Origin of the sequence: Bacillus sp. FSL R9-9410 (genome assembly GCF_038050385.1) — a bacterium.
Lineage (GTDB): Bacteria > Bacillota > Bacilli > Bacillales > Bacillaceae_G > Bacillus_A > Bacillus_A cereus_U.
Genome location: NZ_JBBOTV010000001.1, coordinates 3,273,316 through 3,292,100 on the forward strand (window position 1 = coordinate 3,273,316; position 18,785 = coordinate 3,292,100).

An 18,785-nucleotide genomic window follows, 5' to 3' on the forward strand; every position below is an offset into this window, starting at 1 on the left:
CTTAGCTTTATTTCAAGATTCACCTTATTGGTAATGAATACCACATTCGGTTTTCACTTTCCCAGCCCATCTACCATCTCTTGAATCACCATCAGCTCCTACAGGTAACGTGCACTTCTCACACCCGATACTTGGATATCCAATATCATGCAATGGGTTATACGGCAAGTTATGTTTGTATACATATCGCCACACTTCTTTCCACGTCCAATGAATAAGCGGACAAACTTTAATAGATTGAAAACGATGATCTTGATTTATAAACTTTGTATGCTTACGCGTGTCTGATTGTTCCCTTCTTAAGCCTGATATCCACGCTTTTTCCGCTGCAAGTGATTTTTCTAACGGTAAAATTTTTCTAATACTACAGCAGAGATTTGGATTACTTTCCCATAACTTCTCTCCATGAAGCTTCGCTTGTTCATCGAGTGTAAGTTCTGGCTGTTTTTCTATAATATTTAATGAAGGAAATCTCTCGCGTACCTTCTTAATTAATTCGTACGTTTCTTGAAAATGAACATTTGTATCCAAAAATACAACTTTAGCAGATGGATTTACTTGGTTTATAAGATGCAATAAAACCATTCCCTCCACCCCAAAGCTACATGCATATACAATTTCATCTTTATATTCGTTATAAGCCCAACTTAATACGGATAGCGCGCCTTTCGTTTCATCTTCTTCAGAAAATGAAACACTATTTTCTTTCCACGTTTCGTACGTCAACATGTTTTTTCCCCCTGTAAAAGCAAAAAGACGGCTTTAACCTATTAAAAATAGATTAAAACCGCCTCTAGTTTTTCTAGTCAGCGCTTTTTACTTTAAACGAACCTTTTCACTTTTTTCTAATTGAATCACTTTTCCATCTTGCACAACAATTGTAATGGAACCATATTTCATATCAGCAAGCATCGCTTGAATTTTCTCAGATACTTCATCAAAATGCTCCCGTACGCTCACGCAAACAGCCCCCCTTTTTATTCATAAAAAAAATCTTTCCCATTTCGAAAAGACTGTTCGGTAATATATTTTACCTTATCTTTCAAAATGGATTCCATTTTGCTGGATTTAGCACCTTGCTTTCTATAAGCAGGTTGCCGAGCTTCGTAGGGCCAGTTCCCTCAGCTTCTCTTGATAAGCTTTGTATTTGTATTTTATCACAATTCTGATTTTTTTCAATCCTAGTTTTCCGATATATTTAATTATTTTTCCTTTTTTAAAAGGAGCTGCCTTTACTAGACAACTCCTCCTTTCTCATTCACACCAGCTCTTTAATACGTATGCGATCGTTCCCAATGATATTTTCATATGTTTCACGTTCTACGACAATTTGTGACGTCCCGCCTTTTGCAAAGACTACAGCCGGTCTACGAATACGATTATAATTATTAGCCATCGAGTACCCATATGCCCCTGTACAAGAAATCGCTAGTAAATCAGAAGAAGCAACTTTAGGAAGATTAATATCCCAAATCAGCATATCTCCACTTTCACAACATTTCCCAGCAATCGAAACAAGTTCCTCATTTTCATCATTCCCTCGATTCGCCAATATCGCCTCATAACGCGCTCCATATAGAGCCGGCCTTAAATTATCTGTCATCCCACCATCGACTGAAACATATTTTCTTATGCCTGGAATCTCTTTCACCGCTCCGACTGTATAAATTGTTGTTCCCGCATCCCCTACAATACTACGCCCTGGCTCAATCCATATTTCAGGAAGCGGATATTCACATAATGTAAACTGCTCTCTCACTGTACTTGTTACAGCGTGCACATACGTTTCAAGTGTTAACGGTGTATCAGACTCCGTATAACGTATACCGAAACCTCCGCCGACATTTAATACTTTCACCACATAGTTTGTTCGCTCTCTCACTTCTTCTAAAAATTGACGTAGTACTTCAATTGCTCGAACAAAACCAGCCGTTTCAAATATTTGCGATCCGATGTGCGAGTGAATTCCTAGCACATTATAATTTGATTTTTGCAAAGCTAGCTCAATTGCTTGCATCGCTTGACCATTTGAAACACCAAACCCAAATTTCGAATCCTCTTGACCTGTTGTTATATATTCGTGTGTATGTGCCTCTACTCCAGGCGTTACACGGATTAATATGTTCACAAATTTCCCATGTTGCACTGCTAAATCATGTAAAATTTCTAATTCTAAGAAATTATCTAACACAAAACAACCAATATTCGCCTGAAGAGCCATAATCATTTCTTCTTCTGTTTTATTATTTCCGTGAAAATGAATGCGCGATGCCGGAAATCCTGCTTGGAGTGCAGTATATAATTCTCCTCCAGAGACAACGTCTAAAGACATATTTTCTTCACGAGCTACTCGGCACATCTCCATGCACAAGAACGCCTTGCTAGCATATGCTACTTGATAAGAGAAACCACTTTCTTTAAAAGCACGATGAAACGCACGACATTTCCCTCGAATAGACTCTTCATCGTATACATAAAGTGGTGTTCCGTATTGTTTTGCTAGTTGCGTCGTATCGCACCCTCCAATTTCTAAGTGTCCTTGCCCATTGATTCGGCTTGTGCCGTGTAAATACATTTGAATTCCTCCCTTATTTCCTCTAAAACTCATAACCCCAATCTTCTATTCATTGCAGCACGCTTTTAGATAGACAAAAAACGCGCGGAACAATGTTCACACGCGTTTCTTATTAGGAAAAATATATATTGAAAAAATAAACGAGTTGTTATCTTCTCAAAATAAGAAACCGCATCAACATCTCCAAATAGCTCTTCATAAAATAAATATTATGACAGTACTACATTTATTCAATGCAGTCCCAATATATGAATAACGTGGTTATTCTTATATTTCGGCAATAGTCCCTTTCAACCTATGATCACAGATTCCACTAAATCTCCCATAGCTTACTCTTTCCTATCGCGGCCTCTACCTTTGAGAGTAGATGAGGTAAGTCTATTTAATTTTCAAACATCTAATTGTTGCTATTAACAATACCAAAGGACCATTTTATTTGTCAAACAATTTTTTATATTGTTTTTTTACAGTTTAATTTCGTGTTATCTGGTAAGCGCTTTATAGAAATTTTTGTAACAGTCCATTCTCCTTCTTCATTGTTAAACGTCATACTTATCTTCTCAAACGGCGGAAGTACTTTTCCACCTATTCCTGATTCATATTTCGTTATTTCAATTACTGCTTGAAATAAATATGTACCACTATAAAGTTTTTTTAAACTAATAATTTTAGGACAATCAAACGGTTTTAATTTTCCATATTGTTTCTCAATCGCTTCATTTATTTTTGGAAATAACACAGAATAAAGTGCATCTTCTATGAGCGGTGCATCATATTGTGCTACTGATACACTCGGTGAAGAAAAAATGATAAAACTAATGCATACTATAAAATATAATAATTTTCTCATTATAACCTCCGTATCATTACGCGATACTTTCTATGTTTAACAATTGATATTAATCATACATAGAAATTCCATTTTATTGTCTCCCACTTCGCTTTTTCTACTCAATTGTTGCAAAAAAAGCCCACAACTCTCTTTTATTTTCGTATAATGATACTCATAGTATAATAATCATAATAACAAAGGACCGTTCGTATATATAAAGTGAAGGTTTATTTAAATTAACTCACGAGAACTGTCATGCTTGTAAGAGAGGAGTATATTATGCTAAAACATTTGTTTCCAAAACTGCGATTTGCACTCGTTGCAGTCGTTTTATTATGGATTAAAACATATATTGTGTACAAGCTAGCATTTGATATTAAAATTGATAACTTCTTTGAAGAATTTATGCTTTTTATTAATCCAATAGCTTCATTGTTTTTATTTTTCGGTTTAGCTTTACTTGCATCTAAGTACCGAAACCGAATTATTATTGGAATTAGTTTTATACTGTCATTTATTTTATTTGGAAATGCAATGTTTTACGGATTCTATAACGATTTTGTTACTTTCCCTGTTTTATTCCAAACAAATAATATGGCTGACTTAGGAACGAGCATTAAAGAGCTCTTTACGTACAAAACATTACTTTTATTTGCAGATGCAATTATTTTAATGTTTATTTCACGTAAATTCCCATCATTTTGTGACAGGGCGCCACTTTCTCGTTCTGAGAAACGGACTTTCTTTAGTGGTGTAACAGCGCTATTGGCACTGCAAATTACTGTTTCAGTTATTTACAAACCACAAATGTTCTCACGCTCATTTGATCGTCAAACTGTCGTGAAAAATCTAGGTTTATACACATATCATCTATTTGATATTACACTTCAATCTAAATCTTCGGCTGAACGTGTATTTGCAAGTGGCGACGGATTCTCTGAAATTAAAAACTATACAGACGCAAAAGATAAGCAAGTTTATAAAAACTTATTTGGAGCTGCAAAAGGTAAAAATGTAATTTTAATTTCAATGGAATCTACACAAAGTTTTGTTATTAATAAAAAAATAAATGGAAAAGAGATTACTCCATTTTTAAATGAGTTTATAAAAGATAGTTTTTACTTCGATAACTTCTATCATCAAACGGGACAAGGTAAAACTTCCGATGCTGAATTTATCGTTGAAAACTCACTTTATCCGTTAGACCGTGGTTCTGTATTCTTTACTCATGCAACAAATGAATACACTGCCACACCAGAACAATTAAAGAAATACGGATATTCTTCTGCTGTCTTCCATTCAAACGATAAAACGTTTTGGAATCGTGACGTAATGTATCCTGCGCTTGGATATGATCGTTACTTTAATTTAAATGATTACGTAGGAACGGAACAAATGTCTGTCGGTTGGGGATTAAAAGATAAAGAGTTCTTTGAGCAATCTATTCCAAAGTTAAAATCTTTACCACAACCGTTCTATACGAAATTTATTACGTTAACAAACCATTTTCCATTTCTTCTAAATCCAGAAGATCAATATGTTGATGAATTTAATTCCGAAAGTGGTGTTTTAAATCGCTACTTCCCAACCGTTCGTTACACGGATGAAGCTCTTAAATTATTTATTAAACAATTGAAAGACGAAGGACTATATGATAATTCCGTTATTGTCATTTATGGTGATCATTACGGCATTTCTGAAAACCATAATGCAGCTATGGCTCAGTTCCTTGGGAAAGACGCTATTACACCGTTTGATTCTATGCAATTACAACGCGTCCCTCTCATTATTCATGTGCCTGGCCAAGAAGGAAAAGTCATCTCTAAAGTATCTGGTCAAATTGATATTAAACCAACTTTACTTCATTTACTTGGTATTAAAACGAATCAATCAGTTGAATTTGGAACTGACTTATTTATAAAAGAAAAAGATCCTCTTATGGTAATGCGCGATGGTAGTTTTGTAACAGAGGATTATGTGTACACAAAAAATATGTGCTACAAAAAAAGCTCCGGTGAAGAGGCAGATGTAGCGCTATGTCAGCCGTATATTGAAAAAGCAAAAACAGATTTAAAACTCTCTGACAAACTGATTTATGGAGATTTATTACGGTTCGATCCTAACAATCGATATAAAACTGGAACGATGACAACGAAATTTGAATAATGTAAGAAGCAACTTTGTGAAAAGTTGCTTCTTTTTTACTTACACTTCAAATCTTTCACAAATTGGGAATTTTTTTCGTATGAGAAAGAAATTTATGATATGATAAAATAAGTAAACTTTCATACACTAATTAAGAATTTATAACAGAAAGCAAGGGATCAGATTTTGTATAGAGCAGCTATTCCAAACTTATTTACGCTCGGGAATTTATATAGCGGATTTTTGTCAATCGGCTATGCATCTTTAGGATATTATAAATCAGCTGCTATTTTAGTACTGATCGGGATGATGTTAGATAGTCTTGATGGTCGTGTCGCTCGTTTATTACGCGTTGATTCACAAATGGGAAAAGAGCTTGATTCACTCGCGGATGTTGTAACATTTGGCGCAGCACCTGCTGTTTTAATGTATTACACATCTTTTTCCAACTACGGAATCATTGGACTATACATAGCGGGATTATTCCCTCTGTTCGGAGCATATCGCTTAGCACGATTTAATGTAACACCATCTTCTACTTCTATGAAATATTTCACTGGAGTTCCGATTACTGCAGCAGGAGGGCTTGTCGCTTTCCTAACATTATTTTCACATACCATTCCAAAAATCGTTCTTATTACAGTATTTGTAACGTTCGCATTTTTAATGGTGAGCCGAATTCGCATCCCAAGTTTAAAAGATGTACCAATTCCACGATATAGCATAATTATTACACTATTTTTAGTTGGAATTATTATTACAATGTACCAAACAAGCTTTGGCAACATTTCTGTTTTCTTATTCATTGCCATTCCACTATACATTTTGTATATGTTATCTCAATTTATTAGACAAAGACCTTCTAAAAAAACGAATAAAGAAAAATAAAAAACCTTCCGTATTTCGGAAGGTTTTTTATTTCGCTATTTAAGGGTATCCCGGTTGGCGAGGGCTAATAATCAGTGGATGGATCCCTCCACTGATTAAAGTTTCACTTTATTTTGTAACTAATACTTTTTGATTTACAGGTGTTACAGGTTCTTCACCATTTAATATAGCTAAAATATTTCTTACTGCCATTTCAGCCATTGCATCACGCGTTTCGAATGTTGCATTCCCTACGTGAGGAGCAAGCACCACATTCTTTAATCCTTTTAGCTCTTCTGTAATTTTCGGTTCAAATTCAAACACATCAAGAGCTGCACCTTCAATTTCATTTGTTTTTAGTGCATGAGCAAGTGCAAATTCATGCATAATTGGTCCACGTGAAGCATTTATAATATATGCTGTTTTCTTCATCATTTTAAACTGTTCTTCATCGATCATATGATGTAATTTCGGGTTATAAGCACAGTTAATTGTAATAAAGTCCGCTGATTGTAATAATTCTTCCAATGTTACATATGTTGCTCCCAGTTCACTTTCAGCTTCAGGCTTACGATTTGGCCCTGTATATAAAATATCCATTCCAAATGCTTTCGCACGCTTTGCAACTGCCTTCCCGATTTCTCCAAGGCCAATAATTCCAATTGTCTTACCATGTACTTCGCGGCCCAAGAAAAATAATGGTGCCCAGCCGTTAAATCCAGTTGTACGGCATAACGTATCCCCTTCAGGAATTCTACGTGCCGCTGCTAAAAGAAGTGCAAATGTTAATTCTGCTGTCGCTTCAGTTGATACTTTTGGTGTATTCGATACCACAATGCCTTTTTCTCCTGCATACGTGAAATCAATATTGTCGTAACCAGCACCATAGTTTGCAACAATCTTTAAATGAGGTGCCGCATCAATAACTTCTTTCGTAACCTTTGTAGAAAGTAAGCTTAACAATGCATCTTTATCTTTTACACGCTCTGTTAATTCGTCTAAAGAAATTAACTCTTCTTTATCGTACATTTCTACATCATGATCCTTTAATAATTCTAATCCGATTTCTGGAATTTTCCCTGCAACTAATATTTTCGCCACTACTAACACCTCTTCTATACAAAATAAGATATCTCTTATATTTCATTGTAAGAAATCCACATATAAAAACCAAGGAATTTGATTATAGTTTTGAAAATCGACACTTTTTCCCATAAGAAAAGAGGAGATTCATCTCTCCTCTCTTCTTATGCTTTCTCTTGTGATCCTTGCCCAAGCTTTGCATCGATTGTTCCTTCTGCAACTGTATCGCTAATTTGTTCTTCGATAACTGAGTTAGCTGTATTATTCGTTTCAGAAGTATAAGCCTGATTTGCCGCTTGTACGTTTTGTTTATTTTGTTGTTTCGCCATTTTCCACCCTCCTTTTCATTCTTTCTTATTTTGAACAAAAAGGGTGGTTTTCATCAAAAAATCGTGTTTTATTTTGAAATTGTTACTTCTTCTTCAAGCAATCTCATCGTTCTTACTCGTTTCGTAAATGTAGCTATGTGAGAAATATCATGATTGCGTAATGTCTTTATATTTTCTTCCACATATTTCCCTAAATCATTCGGATAATGAGCATCTGAGGAGAGAGTAATCGGAACTCCATGCTTAGCTAATACTTGTAAATAAAGCGGACTTGGACACATTTCGCGCACAGGATAGCGATAGTACAATCCCGCATTTATTTCTGTTGCGGTATTCGTTTCTACTAACGCACGCGCAATTTCCTTATAATAAGAAAGCTGTTCATTCTCATCTAACCGGTAATTAAATACTTTTATGTTATCGAGGTGAGCTATAATATCAAAGAGCTCAGAACGAACAGCACTTTCAACTGTAGCGAAAAACGTATGATATAAAGTATGTAACTCATGCGTATCAAAATACTCTTTCGTATCTGGATTATCAAATCCCCAGCCATCTATAAAATGGACCGAACCGATTACATAATCGAAGTCTCCTAATGCTAGTAAACCTTGTAACTCTTGTTCACCGCCGATAAAATAATCCGCTTCAATTCCAAGTTTGAGCGTTACCCCTCGTTTACTCCATCGCTCTTTTGCTTCTTCAATCGCCTTTGTAAAATCATAAAGAGACGTTACTCTTACTTGATCTAACCATTCTTTTTGCAAGCGACCAAGCTTAGAATCACTAATATTTACATACTTTTCATAATATCCTTGCGCCTCGCGAAAACGATATAAATGATCAACAATACCAACTTGTTTTATACCTTTTCGTAAAGCTTCTTCTAAATATAAATCAATCCATTTTGCTGTAAACGGCCCTTCCTTCACACGTTTTTGCAGGCGTTCTTGCGTTTTTATAAGCCACTCCATAGAATGTTTTTCTTCTTTAAGCGGTTCATAATATTGTAGTGCTTCATTTATTTTAGCAAGCCAACCTATTGAATACGGTCCTTCTTCTAAATGAATATGATAGTCCACTTTCATCTATATTCCCCCTTATAATGTATCTATTTCTCTTCTGTCCCCTACTCTCGAAAGCTTTCCGTTTCGTTCTTTCACTTCCTTCATAACATCTTCTAATGATATATTTTTTTCGGCTAATAAAACAAAACAGTGATAAAATACATCAACCATTTCTTTCACTAGTTCTTCTTTATCATTATTTTTAGACGCGATAATTACTTCGGTGCACTCCTCACCAATTTTCTTTAAAATTTTATCTTCACCTTTTGAAAATAAATAATTCGTATATGATTCAGAGAGTGGATTTTTCTTTCGTTCTTCAATTGTTTCAAATAATAACTTAAGGATATCTTCCATATGTATCCCCCTATATAATTTTGTAGTGAAAACAAGTTTTTTCTCCCGTATGGCAAGCAGGCCCTACTTGCTTTACGACAACAACGATTGCATCTTGATCACAGTCTAAATAAAGTGATTGCACATATTGGACATTTCCCGATGTACCTCCTTTATTCCATAACGATTGTCTCGAACGGGAATAAAACCATGTTCTTTTCGTTTCCAGCGTCTTGTCATACGCTTCTTCATTCATATAAGCTAACATTAAAACTTCTTTCGTATCTTCCTCGATAACAACTACCGGTATTAAACCTTTTGCAAAGTTAGGTTTCATAACCGCACCTCAACGTTTGCTTCTCTTAATTTTCGCTTTACATCCTGTACAGTCGCTTCACCATAATGAAAGATTGATGCTGCTAATGCTGCATCAACTGTTGTCTTTTGAAATACTTCTATAATGTGATCCACATGACCACATCCACCTGATGCGATTACTGGGACAGAAACGCTGTTTGAAATTACTTCTGTTAAACGAAGATCATATCCGTTTTTCGTTCCATCTGCATCCATACTCGTCAATAAAATTTCTCCTGCTCCGAGCTGGGCAACGCGTCTCGCCCATTCTATTACATCCATTCCCGTATCAAGTCTTCCGCCATTTACGTATACATTCCATTTATCTTCTGCTACTTTTCTAGCATCAATTGCTATGACAATACATTGTGAGCCAAAATGTTCTGCACCTTCCTGAATTAACTTCGGATTTCTCACTGCCGCTGAGTTTATTGAAACTTTATCCGCTCCAGCTCTTAGTAAATTGTACATATCTCTCACATTTGAAATCCCCCCGCCAACTGTGAGAGGAATGAATACTTTTGAAGCAGTTTTTTCTACAACATCTATAATCGTTTTTCGTCCTTCATGCGTCGCAGTAATATCTAAAAATACGATTTCATCTGCTCCCGCATCATTATATAATGCGGCTATTTCAACAGGATCACCGACGTCTTGTAACCCTATAAAATTTACACCCTTTACTACCCGCCCTTCTTTCACATCTAGACATGGAATAATTCGTTTCGCTAACATAGTTTTGCTACCTCTAGTACTTCTTCTAAATCAATCGTTTTCTCGTAAAGTGCCTTCCCAATAATGACGCCATATATATTCATATCATTTAATCTTTTCACATCTTGAATAGATGCCACTCCTCCAGAAGCAATTACACGAATATCCACGCTTTTTTGCAGTAACTCTAATTGTTCAAAGTTCGGCCCTGCAAGCGTCCCATCTTTTGAGATATCTGTAAAAACAATCGTTTGAACACCTAAACTTTCCATTTGCTTCGCTAAATAGATGTAAGAAATTTCAGATAATTCTAACCAGCCCCTCGTTGCTACGAAACCATTTTTCGCATCAATTCCAACTATGATTTGCTCGTTATATAGACGAACTGCTTCTTCTAAAAATGATTTATCATAAAGGGCAGCCGTTCCTAATATTACTTTTTCTACACCTACTGACAACAACTTCTCCACTGCCGCGAGTGACCGAACTCCTCCTCCAACTTGCACCGGAATACGTACCGCCTTGCATATTTTTTCAATGACAGGTAAATTTACCGACTCCCCAGCAATTGCTCCATCTAAATCAACAACGTGTAGTATTTTCGCTCCAAGTTTTTCAAATATGATTGCTTGTGCGACTGGATCTTCATTCATCACCGTTTCTTTACTAAACTCTCCTTGATACAGCCTTACGCATCGCCCTTCTTTTAAATCGATAGCTGGGAAGATTTCCATGCTTCTACCACTCCTTTGAAATTTTTTAACATTTGCATTCCAATTTCACCACTTTTTTCAGGATGAAACTGTGCGCCAAATATATTTCCTTTTGCTACAAAACCAGGTACTTGCACTCCATACTCACTTGCCCCATACACAATTTCATTTGGACAATCTGCATAATAAGAGTGTACATAATATACGAAAGAACCGTCCTCTACTCCATTCCAAAGCGGTATTTCTCCATCTTTCTTTAACTTATTCCACCCCATATGTGGAATTTTATATGGAACTTTTAACTTTCTAATGACACCTGGCAATAAATTTAATCCGTTACAGTCTTGTAGTTCCTCACTTTTTTCAAATAAAAGCTGCATTCCTAAGCAAATACCCAGAAGCGGTTTTCCTGAACTTCCAACTTCTTTTAGCACACATACTAAATCTTTTTCTTCTAAAATGCCCATCGCTTTCGGAAATGCGCCTACTCCCGGTAAAATAACGCCACCACTTCTCAATATTTCTTCTTTATCATCCGTTACGATGTACTCTGCTCCAATATATTTTAATGCTTGTTCCACACTGCGAATATTCCCCATTCCATAATCTATAATAGTAATCAATTACAACATCCCTTTCGTTGAATTTATACCAGTAATGTTGGCATTTTTATCGACTGCCTCTCTAAGCGCTCGACCGAACGCTTTAAATAGAGCTTCAATTTTGTGATGTGTATTGCTTCCGTATAAAATGCGAGCATGTAACGTAATATTGGCAGCATGGGCAACCGCTCTAAAAAATTCTTCCGTTAATTCTGTGTCAAAATCTCCAAGCTTCGGATTTGTTAATTCACCTTGAAATACAATATATGAGCGCCCGCTTATATCAATCGCGACAAATCCTAAAGATTCATCCATCGGTACATACGCTGAGCCGTAACGGTTAATCCCCTCTTTATTTTGCAATGCTTCTTTCAAGCAAGTTCCGAGTACAATTCCAACATCTTCAACCGTATGATGCGCATCAACGAATACATCACCTTCAGCTTCAACTTGCAAACCGAATCTTCCATGCCTAGCAAATAAAGTTAGCATATGATCAAAAAAACCAACTCCCGTTTGCACAGAAACATTCGTACTTTCATCGAGCTGCAAACTTAACTTAATCTTTGTTTCATTCGTCTCACGTGCTTGACTAGATTGGCGCATTATTCTTCCTCCTTAAATCTAATTTGGATTGCTCTTGCGTGTGCATGTAAACCTTCTTTATTTGCAAGTTCTACAATATGATGCTGTACACTTCTTAACGCTTCTTCCGTATAAGAAACGAAGCTTGATTTTTTCACAAAATCATCGACGGATAACGGAGAGAAAAACCTTGCTGTTCCACTTGTCGGTAATACGTGATTCGGCCCCGCCAAATAATCTCCGAGCGGTTCAGGTGCATATGGTCCAAGAAAAATTGATCCAGCATGCTTTACATAAGCTAGAGCATTCATTGGCTCTTTTATGTGTAACTCTAAATGTTCTGGAGCGATTTCATTTGATAAATGAAACGCCTCTGCTAAAGAAGGGACAATAAAAATTGCTCCATTTCTTTTTATTGACTCACGAGCTATTTCACTTCTTGGTAACGTCTCTAGCTGTCTTTCTATTTCTCTTTCTACTTCTTTAGCAAGCTGTACATTCGTTGTAATACAAATAGCAGTCGCTCTTTCATCATGCTCTGCTTGTGATAATAAATCAGCAGCAATATATTCGGCATTTCCTGTTTCATCTGCGATAACTACAATTTCTGATGGTCCAGCAATCATATCGATATTGACTATCCCATATACTTCTCGCTTCGCTAGAGCAACATACAAATTTCCAGGTCCTACTATTTTATCTACTTTAGGAATCGATTCCGTTCCATATGCTAGAGCAGCAATTGCTTGAGCACCACCGGCCATATAAATTTCATCTACACCTGCAAGACTTGCAGCAGCTAAAATATGCGGATCAATTCCTCCTTGCCTCGGCGGTGTTACCATTACAATTTTTTTCACTCCTGCGAGTTTTGCTGGCAATACATTCATTAATACTGATGAAGGATACGAAGCTTTCCCGCCCGGCACATATACACCTACATTTTCTAACGGCCGAATGAGCTGTCCTCTAATTATCCCTTCACTCACGCAATCGAACATCGATTGTCTTTTTTGCTTTTCGTGATACGAGACAATGTTTTTCTTTGCCTCTTCTAACGCTTCTAAAAAAGCTTGTTCTACAAACTTACTTGCTTGTTTTATTTCTTCTGCACTTACACGAAAATCTTTTATCTCTACACCATCAAACTTTTTTGTATAGAACGATACAGCTTCATCTTTACTCTTCCTTACGTTTTGAACAATTTCACTTACACTTCTTTGAACAGTTTCTTCTATTATATTAGCGCTTTCTCGTAGCAATTTTATTTTCGATAAAGCCTCTTCGAAATCTTCACAAACTATCTCCATTTAAAGTCCCCCTATTTCCCTGACAAAATTTCTTGTTCCATCATATTTATAATACCGAATATTTCGTCTTTTTTAGTTTTCAATGCAGCCTTATTCACAATCATTCGAGCTGATATAGAGCACATTTCCTCAAATACAATTAACCCGTTTTCTTGTAATGTTTTTCCTGTTTCAACAATATCAACAATTGCATCTGCCAAACCTAGAAGTGGAGCAATCTCTACAGATCCTTCTATTTTAATAATTTCTACATCCTCCCCTTTATCATGAAAATATGTAGAAGTAATGTGCGGATATTTCGTAGCAATTCGTTTTTTTCGATAACTCTTCGGATTATACGTAGGAATAGAAGCGACACAAAATTTACACACGCCTACTCCTAAATCCACCATCTCATATATATCTTTCTCACATTCCATTAATATATCTTTTCCAACGACTCCAATATCAGCTACGCCATGTTCTACATACGTAGCAACATCTACCGCTTTCACTAAAATAAATGAAATGTTTGTGTTTTTACTTTTAAACACAAGTTTTCTTCCTTTATCTTTGAGCTCTGAACAATCAATCCCAATTTTCTCAAACAGTGGAATAACATGCTTTTCTAATCTTCCTTTCGTTAACGCAATTTGAATGTTACGCATGAAGCCTCCCCTTCTTTCTGGATGATCCATTTCTCTCTCCATACATATTCCACTAGTGACTCACTCTTCGCCTCAACGACTGTCATTATTTTATTCTTGTTTGCAAATTGAAAAGTATCGTTTAAATTAGAGAATAAAGATAACTGGGCATTCTTCCCGTCCTTTTGAAGTAAATTTCGTAACCTTTCCGCTTCTGCTAATCTATTTAACTCATAATGAATCATAATATCTATTCTCTTTCGTTTATATGGTTCTTGCTGCTCTTGAAGTGCCTTAACTATTTGATTTACTTGCACCGCGAGCCCAACCGCTGGCATCATCTCTCCAAAATTTCCAATTAACTCATCATATCTTCCGCCACTAACAATCTCTTCTCCAATTTCATATATATACCCTTTGAAAATAACACCCGTATAATAATCCAAATGTTGAACCATACCTAAATCAATTGATATGTAAGAGCCATATCCTAACTGTTCAATTGTTTCATATATTTCTTTCACTCTTGCAATGGCCATTTTCATTTCATTACTTGAGGCGAGTTTTTCTGCTTCCTCAACAACATCTAAACTCCCGAATAACCTTGGTAATTTCTCAAGTAATCTTACTGTTTCATCACACCGATCTAATTTTTTTTCTTCGATAAAATTTGAGAGACTGGCATAATTTTTACTCTCAATATATGTTCTAAGTAACTTCTCTTCTTCATCATGAATGGAGAGTTTTTTTACAATACATTTATATAACTGCACTTGCCCAATCTCAATTGTAAAAGATTGTACCTTCAATTTTTGAAGTGCTTGAATTACGCTTATGACACACTCAATTTCCGCTCTTACATTATCAATCCCGATAATTTCAATACCACTTTGTACCATTTCATTATATTTTCCAGAAAGAGACTCATTCGCCCGAAATACATTTCCACTATATGTAACTTTAAGAGGAGTGTCCCATCTCTGCGTTCCAATTACTCTTGCTAAAGGAATTGTCATATCTGGGCGTAAAACGATAATCCGCCCTTTTTCATCAAAAAATTTATACATCTTTTCTTCATCTATCGGCCTATTTTGAAATGCAAAAACATCGTAAAATTCAATTGTAGGTGTCCTTATTTCTTCATAACCTCTACCTAAAAAGGTCCGTCTTAATTTTTGTTCCACTTCTTCAACTAACGTACATTCTTCGAATAAGTAATCCCTCGTTCCATTCGGATTTGCCCGCTTCCACTTTTCCATCTCATTTCACACACCTTTCCCTCTCTAATGTATGCTCATTCCATTCACCTAAACCGAAAATAAAAAGAGCCTTGTAGAAAAAATACCTACAAGGCTCTTTAGTAGAGTGTAGGTACAACGGGAATAACCCTTGTGCCTACACGTTTTCACGTTAGGTTCAAGGGTTTCATGTATGATGATGTAGTTGTGTAAGCATTTTAATAGATTGCACGATATTCATAATACTTACTCCCTTTCTCCTCTGATTTTCACATAGTATATAACAGTTAATTCTGAATGTAAATAAATTTTTAATATTCCGTTATTTATTAATATAAGGCTATCTTTCTTTCATACTCTCCAATTTCTCGTTCGTATTGCATCGTAATGCTAATTTCATCTAGACCATTTAATAATTTCTCTTTCCACATTTTCTCGATTGCGAAATGAAACCTATGCGTATTCGTTGTAATTACCTCATTCTCTAAATCTACTTCTATTTGTTCACTCGCATCCGTTTTCGCAAGTTGTTCACGCATTTCTTTATCCATTACAATCGGTAACATACCATTTTTCATGCAATTCATATAAAAAATATCTGCAAATCCCCCGGCGATAATAACGCGGAAACCATAATCAGCAAGTGCCCACGGAGCATGTTCTCTTGAAGAACCGCACCCAAAATTATCACCCGTAATTAATATACTTGCTCCTTTTCGTTCTTGCGCATTAAGAGGGAAATTAGGATTTTCATGGCGCTCATTATCATAACGCCACTCATCAAATAAATATTTTCCAAATCCCGTTCTTTCAATTCTCTTTAAATATTGCTTCGGAATAATTTGATCTGTATCAATGTTATCATTCATAAGTAATGCGGCAGTACCTTTATGAATACGAAATGGCTCCATCATAATTCTCCTTTCTAATATCAACAAAATGACCATATAACGCAGCCGCTGCTGCCATAGCTGGGCTTACTAAATGTGTTCGTGCTCCTTTCCCTTGCCTTCCTTCAAAATTACGATTTGAAGTAGATGCACAATGTTCTCCTTCAGGCACTTGATCTGGATTCATTCCAAGACACATTGAGCATCCAGGCTCTCTCCATTCAAATCCCGCTTCTTCAAATATGTGATGTAATCCTTTTTGCATCGCTGCTTCTCTTATCCTTTTAGAACCAGGCACAACAAGGGCTCGCACACCGTCTTTCACTTTTTTCCCTTTTACAACAGATGCTGCAATTTCTAAATCAGATAATCGAGAATTTGTACAAGACCCAATGAAAACATGCTGAACTGGAATTTCAAAAGTACTTTGTCCAGGACTCAATCCCATATACGAATATGCTCTTTCATCATTTTTATCATGTTTTTCTGGTAATTTTTCATCAATTCGAACACCCATACTAGGATTTGTTCCCCAAGTGACATACGGTGCTAAATCCGTAACATCTACCGAAATATGTAAATCATAAATTGCATCTGAATCTGTATAAAGCTCCGACCATTTTCCCGTAAACATTTCATAGTCTTTCGGTGCATATTCACGCCCTTTTACATAAGAAAATGTTTTCTCATCTGGTGCAATAATGCCAGCTTTCGCTCCCCCTTCAATTGCCATATTGCAAAGTGTCATCCTCTCTTCCATTTCCATAGCATGAATCGTCTCACCGTAAAATTCCATTACATATCCAGTTCCAACTGCTACACCGTACTTTGAAAGGAGATGCAAAATAATATCCTTTGCATAAACGCCTTTTGGTAACTTTCCTTTTAATTCAATTCCCATCGCTTTCGGCTTTCGTTGCCACAACGTTTGCGTTGCTAATACATGTTCTACTTCACTCGTACCAATACCAAATGCTAACGCTCCGAAAGCACCGTGGGTTGCTGTATGACTATCACCACAAACAATCGTTTTCCCTGGCTGCGTGAGTCCAAGTTCTGGTCCTATAACATGAACGATTCCTTGCTCTTCATCACCAATATCAGCTAATGGCACCTGAAATTGTTTACAGTTCTCACGAAGTGTATCCAATTGCTGCTTCGCAATACGATCGGTAATATTCCAAACATCTTTCGTTGGAATATTATGATCCATAGTTGCAAACGTTAATTCCGGTCTGCGGACAGTTCGATTTGCCAGCCGCAAGCCTTCAAAAGCTTGCGGTGACGTTACTTCATGAACGAGATGAAGATCGATATATAATAAATCCAATCCATTTTCATTCGTTGCAACTACATGTCTTTCCCAAAGCTTATCTAGTAATCTTTTGCCCATTATCGTCCTCTCCCTACTAGCGCTTGCTCTTCCATTTCTTGAATAACCGCTTTCGTAAATGAAGTTGTCGTCGCATCTCCCCCAATATCAGCTGTAACTTTTCCGGATTTAAGAACTGCAGAAATTGCGGATTCAATTGCATACCCTTCTCTCGTTAATCCAAATGATTGTCCGAGCATCATCGCAACTGAACGCATCATCGCAATTGGATTCGCTTTATTTTTCCCTGCAATATCTGGTGCTGATCCGTGAATAGGCTCATATAAAGACGGCCCGTTTTCCGCATGACTCGCTGATGGAAGCATTCCTAATGACCCTGCCAATACAGAAGCCTCGTCACTTAAAATGTCACCAAATAAATTTTCGGTTACAATTACATCAAAACGCCCTGGATTCCGAATTAACTCCATAGCAGCTGCATCTACTAAAATGTGCTCTAATTCAACATCAGGATAACGAAGAGCCACTTCTTCCGTAACAGCTCTCCATAGTTTACTAGATTCTAAAACATTCGCTTTATCAATAGACGTTACTTTTTTCTCTCTCTTACTCGCTAATTGAAAAGCATACGACACGATACGTTCAATTTCATGACGATGGTACGTAAGTGTATCAGTTGCCGATTCTTCCGTTCTTTCTTTTGGATAAGAGAAATAAATACCACCTGTTAGTTCACGAACGACAACGAAGTCAATTTCATCTACGTTTTTTAATGGCGATAAATGTGCAGTTGCGCTTTCTACTGTTACAGGGCGAACATTCGCAAATACACCAAGTCCTTTTCTTAAAGCTAATAATCCTTTCTCTGGCCTTTCTTTCGCATCATCCCACCGAGGTCCACCAACCGCTCCAAGTAAAACCGCATCACTCGCTAAACAAGCGGCAAGTGTTCGCTGTGGTAATGGTTGCCCAGTTAAATCGATAGCAGCTCCGCCAAAGTACTCATCTTGTAAATGAAAATGATGTCCATATAGCCTCTCTACCATATGCAATACTTCCTTCGCGCTTTCCATAACTTCCGGACCAACACCATCACCCGCTAAACAAACGATACGTTTCTCCAATTAAAACACTCCTTTTTTATCTGAATTTTCAGAAATATATTTTGATAAGTAAGGGACGA

Annotated in this window: 21 protein-coding genes and 2 riboswitches; of the genes, 2 read left to right on the plus strand and 19 right to left on the minus strand. The window is 36.5% G+C overall.

Annotated elements, in window-relative coordinates:
- Positions 1–24: 24 nt before the first annotated feature.
- The 4 genes from MKX77_RS17000 to MKX77_RS17015 form a co-directional block, all read right to left on the minus strand.
- A complete protein-coding gene (locus tag MKX77_RS17000; RefSeq protein ID WP_341307289.1) occupies positions 25–729 on the minus strand; it encodes a phosphoadenylyl-sulfate reductase in 705 nt (234 codons plus the stop codon).
- Between the two features lie 87 nt (positions 730–816).
- Positions 817–960, minus strand: coding sequence for a YezD family protein (locus MKX77_RS17005; protein ID WP_000116159.1), 144 nt, complete (start codon positions 958–960; stop codon positions 817–819).
- Positions 961–1,032: 72 nt separating this feature from the next.
- Positions 1,033–1,141: riboswitch (SAM riboswitch) on the minus strand.
- 117 nt (positions 1,142–1,258) lie between these two features.
- Positions 1,259–2,575, minus strand: a complete 1,317-nt coding sequence (gene lysA / locus MKX77_RS17010; RefSeq protein WP_341307290.1) for a diaminopimelate decarboxylase — start codon at positions 2,573–2,575, stop codon at positions 1,259–1,261.
- Positions 2,576–2,755: 180 nt separating this feature from the next.
- A riboswitch (Lysine riboswitch) is annotated at positions 2,756–2,937 on the minus strand.
- 89 nt (positions 2,938–3,026) lie between these two features.
- Complete coding sequence (locus MKX77_RS17015; RefSeq protein ID WP_341307291.1) at positions 3,027–3,425, minus strand: DUF3888 domain-containing protein; 399 nt, start codon at positions 3,423–3,425, stop codon at positions 3,027–3,029.
- A gap of 261 nt (positions 3,426–3,686) precedes the next feature.
- Here MKX77_RS17015 and MKX77_RS17020 point away from each other — a divergent pair, with 261 nt between their 5' ends.
- Both MKX77_RS17020 and pssA read left to right on the plus strand, forming a co-directional pair.
- Positions 3,687–5,573, plus strand: a complete 1,887-nt coding sequence (locus tag MKX77_RS17020) for an LTA synthase family protein (RefSeq protein WP_341307292.1) — start codon at positions 3,687–3,689, stop codon at positions 5,571–5,573.
- 165 nt (positions 5,574–5,738) lie between these two features.
- Positions 5,739–6,440 carry a CDP-diacylglycerol--serine O-phosphatidyltransferase gene (pssA, locus tag MKX77_RS17025; protein WP_215555718.1) on the plus strand — a complete coding sequence of 234 codons (702 nt, stop codon included), beginning with the start codon at positions 5,739–5,741 and terminating at the stop codon, positions 6,438–6,440.
- A gap of 108 nt (positions 6,441–6,548) precedes the next feature.
- Here the strand turns inward: pssA and MKX77_RS17030 are convergent, their stop codons facing one another.
- The 15 genes from MKX77_RS17030 to leuB all read right to left on the minus strand — a co-directional run bounded on the left by MKX77_RS17030 (position 6,549) and on the right by leuB (position 18,726).
- Positions 6,549–7,520, minus strand: a complete 972-nt coding sequence (locus MKX77_RS17030; protein ID WP_215555717.1) for a 2-hydroxyacid dehydrogenase family protein — start codon at positions 7,518–7,520, stop codon at positions 6,549–6,551.
- A gap of 146 nt (positions 7,521–7,666) precedes the next feature.
- Positions 7,667–7,831 carry a YozQ family protein gene (locus MKX77_RS17035; protein WP_341307293.1) on the minus strand — a complete coding sequence of 55 codons (165 nt, stop codon included), beginning with the start codon at positions 7,829–7,831 and terminating at the stop codon, positions 7,667–7,669.
- A gap of 68 nt (positions 7,832–7,899) precedes the next feature.
- On the minus strand, positions 7,900–8,919 hold the full coding sequence (locus tag MKX77_RS17040) for a histidinol phosphate phosphatase domain-containing protein (RefSeq protein WP_341307294.1): 1,020 nt from the start codon (positions 8,917–8,919) through the stop codon (positions 7,900–7,902).
- A 12-nt stretch (positions 8,920–8,931) separates the two neighbouring features.
- Positions 8,932–9,255, minus strand: a complete 324-nt coding sequence (hisE, locus tag MKX77_RS17045; protein WP_002158665.1) for a phosphoribosyl-ATP diphosphatase — start codon at positions 9,253–9,255, stop codon at positions 8,932–8,934.
- 10 nt (positions 9,256–9,265) lie between these two features.
- The gene (gene hisI, locus MKX77_RS17050; protein WP_131229879.1) at positions 9,266–9,571 is read right to left on the minus strand and encodes a phosphoribosyl-AMP cyclohydrolase; all 306 of its coding nucleotides are present in this window, start codon (positions 9,569–9,571) and stop codon (positions 9,266–9,268) included.
- Entirely contained in the window at positions 9,568–10,326 is a 759-nt protein-coding gene (gene hisF, locus MKX77_RS17055; protein WP_341307295.1) for an imidazole glycerol phosphate synthase subunit HisF, read from the minus strand. Before hisF ends, hisI begins: the two co-directional genes overlap by 4 nt.
- Positions 10,320–11,039 (minus strand): 1-(5-phosphoribosyl)-5-[(5-phosphoribosylamino)methylideneamino]imidazole-4-carboxamide isomerase, encoded by a 720-nt coding sequence (hisA, locus tag MKX77_RS17060; protein ID WP_341307296.1) that lies wholly within the window; start codon positions 11,037–11,039, stop codon positions 10,320–10,322. The genes hisF and hisA overlap by 7 nt, the downstream gene beginning before the upstream one ends.
- A complete protein-coding gene (gene hisH / locus MKX77_RS17065; RefSeq protein WP_215555713.1) occupies positions 11,012–11,641 on the minus strand; it encodes an imidazole glycerol phosphate synthase subunit HisH in 630 nt (209 codons plus the stop codon). Before hisH ends, hisA begins: the two co-directional genes overlap by 28 nt.
- Positions 11,642–12,226 (minus strand): imidazoleglycerol-phosphate dehydratase HisB, encoded by a 585-nt coding sequence (hisB, locus tag MKX77_RS17070; RefSeq protein ID WP_215555712.1) that lies wholly within the window; start codon positions 12,224–12,226, stop codon positions 11,642–11,644.
- Positions 12,226–13,515: a histidinol dehydrogenase gene (hisD, locus tag MKX77_RS17075; protein ID WP_341307297.1), complete on the minus strand. Its 1,290-nt coding sequence runs from the start codon at positions 13,513–13,515 to the stop codon at positions 12,226–12,228. The genes hisB and hisD overlap by 1 nt, the downstream gene beginning before the upstream one ends.
- Positions 13,516–13,526: 11 nt before the next feature.
- The gene (gene hisG, locus MKX77_RS17080; RefSeq protein WP_002202661.1) at positions 13,527–14,162 is read right to left on the minus strand and encodes an ATP phosphoribosyltransferase; all 636 of its coding nucleotides are present in this window, start codon (positions 14,160–14,162) and stop codon (positions 13,527–13,529) included.
- Complete coding sequence (locus MKX77_RS17085) at positions 14,138–15,400, minus strand: ATP phosphoribosyltransferase regulatory subunit (RefSeq protein ID WP_215555710.1); 1,263 nt, start codon at positions 15,398–15,400, stop codon at positions 14,138–14,140. The genes hisG and MKX77_RS17085 overlap by 25 nt, the downstream gene beginning before the upstream one ends.
- Positions 15,401–15,708: 308 nt before the next feature.
- On the minus strand, positions 15,709–16,290 hold the full coding sequence (leuD, locus tag MKX77_RS17090; protein ID WP_215555709.1) for a 3-isopropylmalate dehydratase small subunit: 582 nt from the start codon (positions 16,288–16,290) through the stop codon (positions 15,709–15,711).
- Positions 16,268–17,662, minus strand: a complete 1,395-nt coding sequence (gene leuC / locus MKX77_RS17095; protein ID WP_215555708.1) for a 3-isopropylmalate dehydratase large subunit — start codon at positions 17,660–17,662, stop codon at positions 16,268–16,270. Before leuC ends, leuD begins: the two co-directional genes overlap by 23 nt.
- Positions 17,662–18,726 carry a 3-isopropylmalate dehydrogenase gene (leuB, locus tag MKX77_RS17100; protein ID WP_215555707.1) on the minus strand — a complete coding sequence of 355 codons (1,065 nt, stop codon included), beginning with the start codon at positions 18,724–18,726 and terminating at the stop codon, positions 17,662–17,664. Before leuB ends, leuC begins: the two co-directional genes overlap by 1 nt.
- Positions 18,727–18,785: the final 59 nt, after the last annotated feature.

What these genes read in the sequence shown, in the direction of transcription:
- MKX77_RS17040 (WP_341307294.1), bottom strand. Translation starts at nt 8,919, where the DNA reads ATGAAAGTGGACTATCATATTCATTTAGAAGAAGGACCGTATTCAATA.
- leuC (WP_215555708.1), bottom strand. Translation starts at nt 17,662, where the DNA reads ATGGGCAAAAGATTACTAGATAAGCTTTGGGAAAGACATGTAGTTGCA.
- MKX77_RS17000 (WP_341307289.1), bottom strand. Translation starts at nt 729, where the DNA reads ATGTTGACGTACGAAACGTGGAAAGAAAATAGTGTTTCATTTTCTGAA.
- hisB (WP_215555712.1), bottom strand. Translation starts at nt 12,226, where the DNA reads ATGCGCCAATCTAGTCAAGCACGTGAGACGAATGAAACAAAGATTAAG.
- hisG (WP_002202661.1), bottom strand. Translation starts at nt 14,162, where the DNA reads ATGCGTAACATTCAAATTGCGTTAACGAAAGGAAGATTAGAAAAGCAT.
- MKX77_RS17035 (WP_341307293.1), bottom strand. Translation starts at nt 7,831, where the DNA reads ATGGCGAAACAACAAAATAAACAAAACGTACAAGCGGCAAATCAGGCT.
- MKX77_RS17085 (WP_215555710.1), bottom strand. Translation starts at nt 15,400, where the DNA reads ATGGAAAAGTGGAAGCGGGCAAATCCGAATGGAACGAGGGATTACTTA.
- MKX77_RS17020 (WP_341307292.1), top strand. Translation starts at nt 3,687, where the DNA reads ATGCTAAAACATTTGTTTCCAAAACTGCGATTTGCACTCGTTGCAGTC.
- hisI (WP_131229879.1), bottom strand. Translation starts at nt 9,571, where the DNA reads ATGAAACCTAACTTTGCAAAAGGTTTAATACCGGTAGTTGTTATCGAG.
- lysA (WP_341307290.1), bottom strand. Translation starts at nt 2,575, where the DNA reads ATGTATTTACACGGCACAAGCCGAATCAATGGGCAAGGACACTTAGAA.
- hisE (WP_002158665.1), bottom strand. Translation starts at nt 9,255, where the DNA reads ATGGAAGATATCCTTAAGTTATTATTTGAAACAATTGAAGAACGAAAG.
- hisF (WP_341307295.1), bottom strand. Translation starts at nt 10,326, where the DNA reads ATGTTAGCGAAACGAATTATTCCATGTCTAGATGTGAAAGAAGGGCGG.
- hisD (WP_341307297.1), bottom strand. Translation starts at nt 13,515, where the DNA reads ATGGAGATAGTTTGTGAAGATTTCGAAGAGGCTTTATCGAAAATAAAA.
- hisA (WP_341307296.1), bottom strand. Translation starts at nt 11,039, where the DNA reads ATGGAAATCTTCCCAGCTATCGATTTAAAAGAAGGGCGATGCGTAAGG.
- leuD (WP_215555709.1), bottom strand. Translation starts at nt 16,290, where the DNA reads ATGGAGCCATTTCGTATTCATAAAGGTACTGCCGCATTACTTATGAAT.
- MKX77_RS17015 (WP_341307291.1), bottom strand. Translation starts at nt 3,425, where the DNA reads ATGAGAAAATTATTATATTTTATAGTATGCATTAGTTTTATCATTTTT.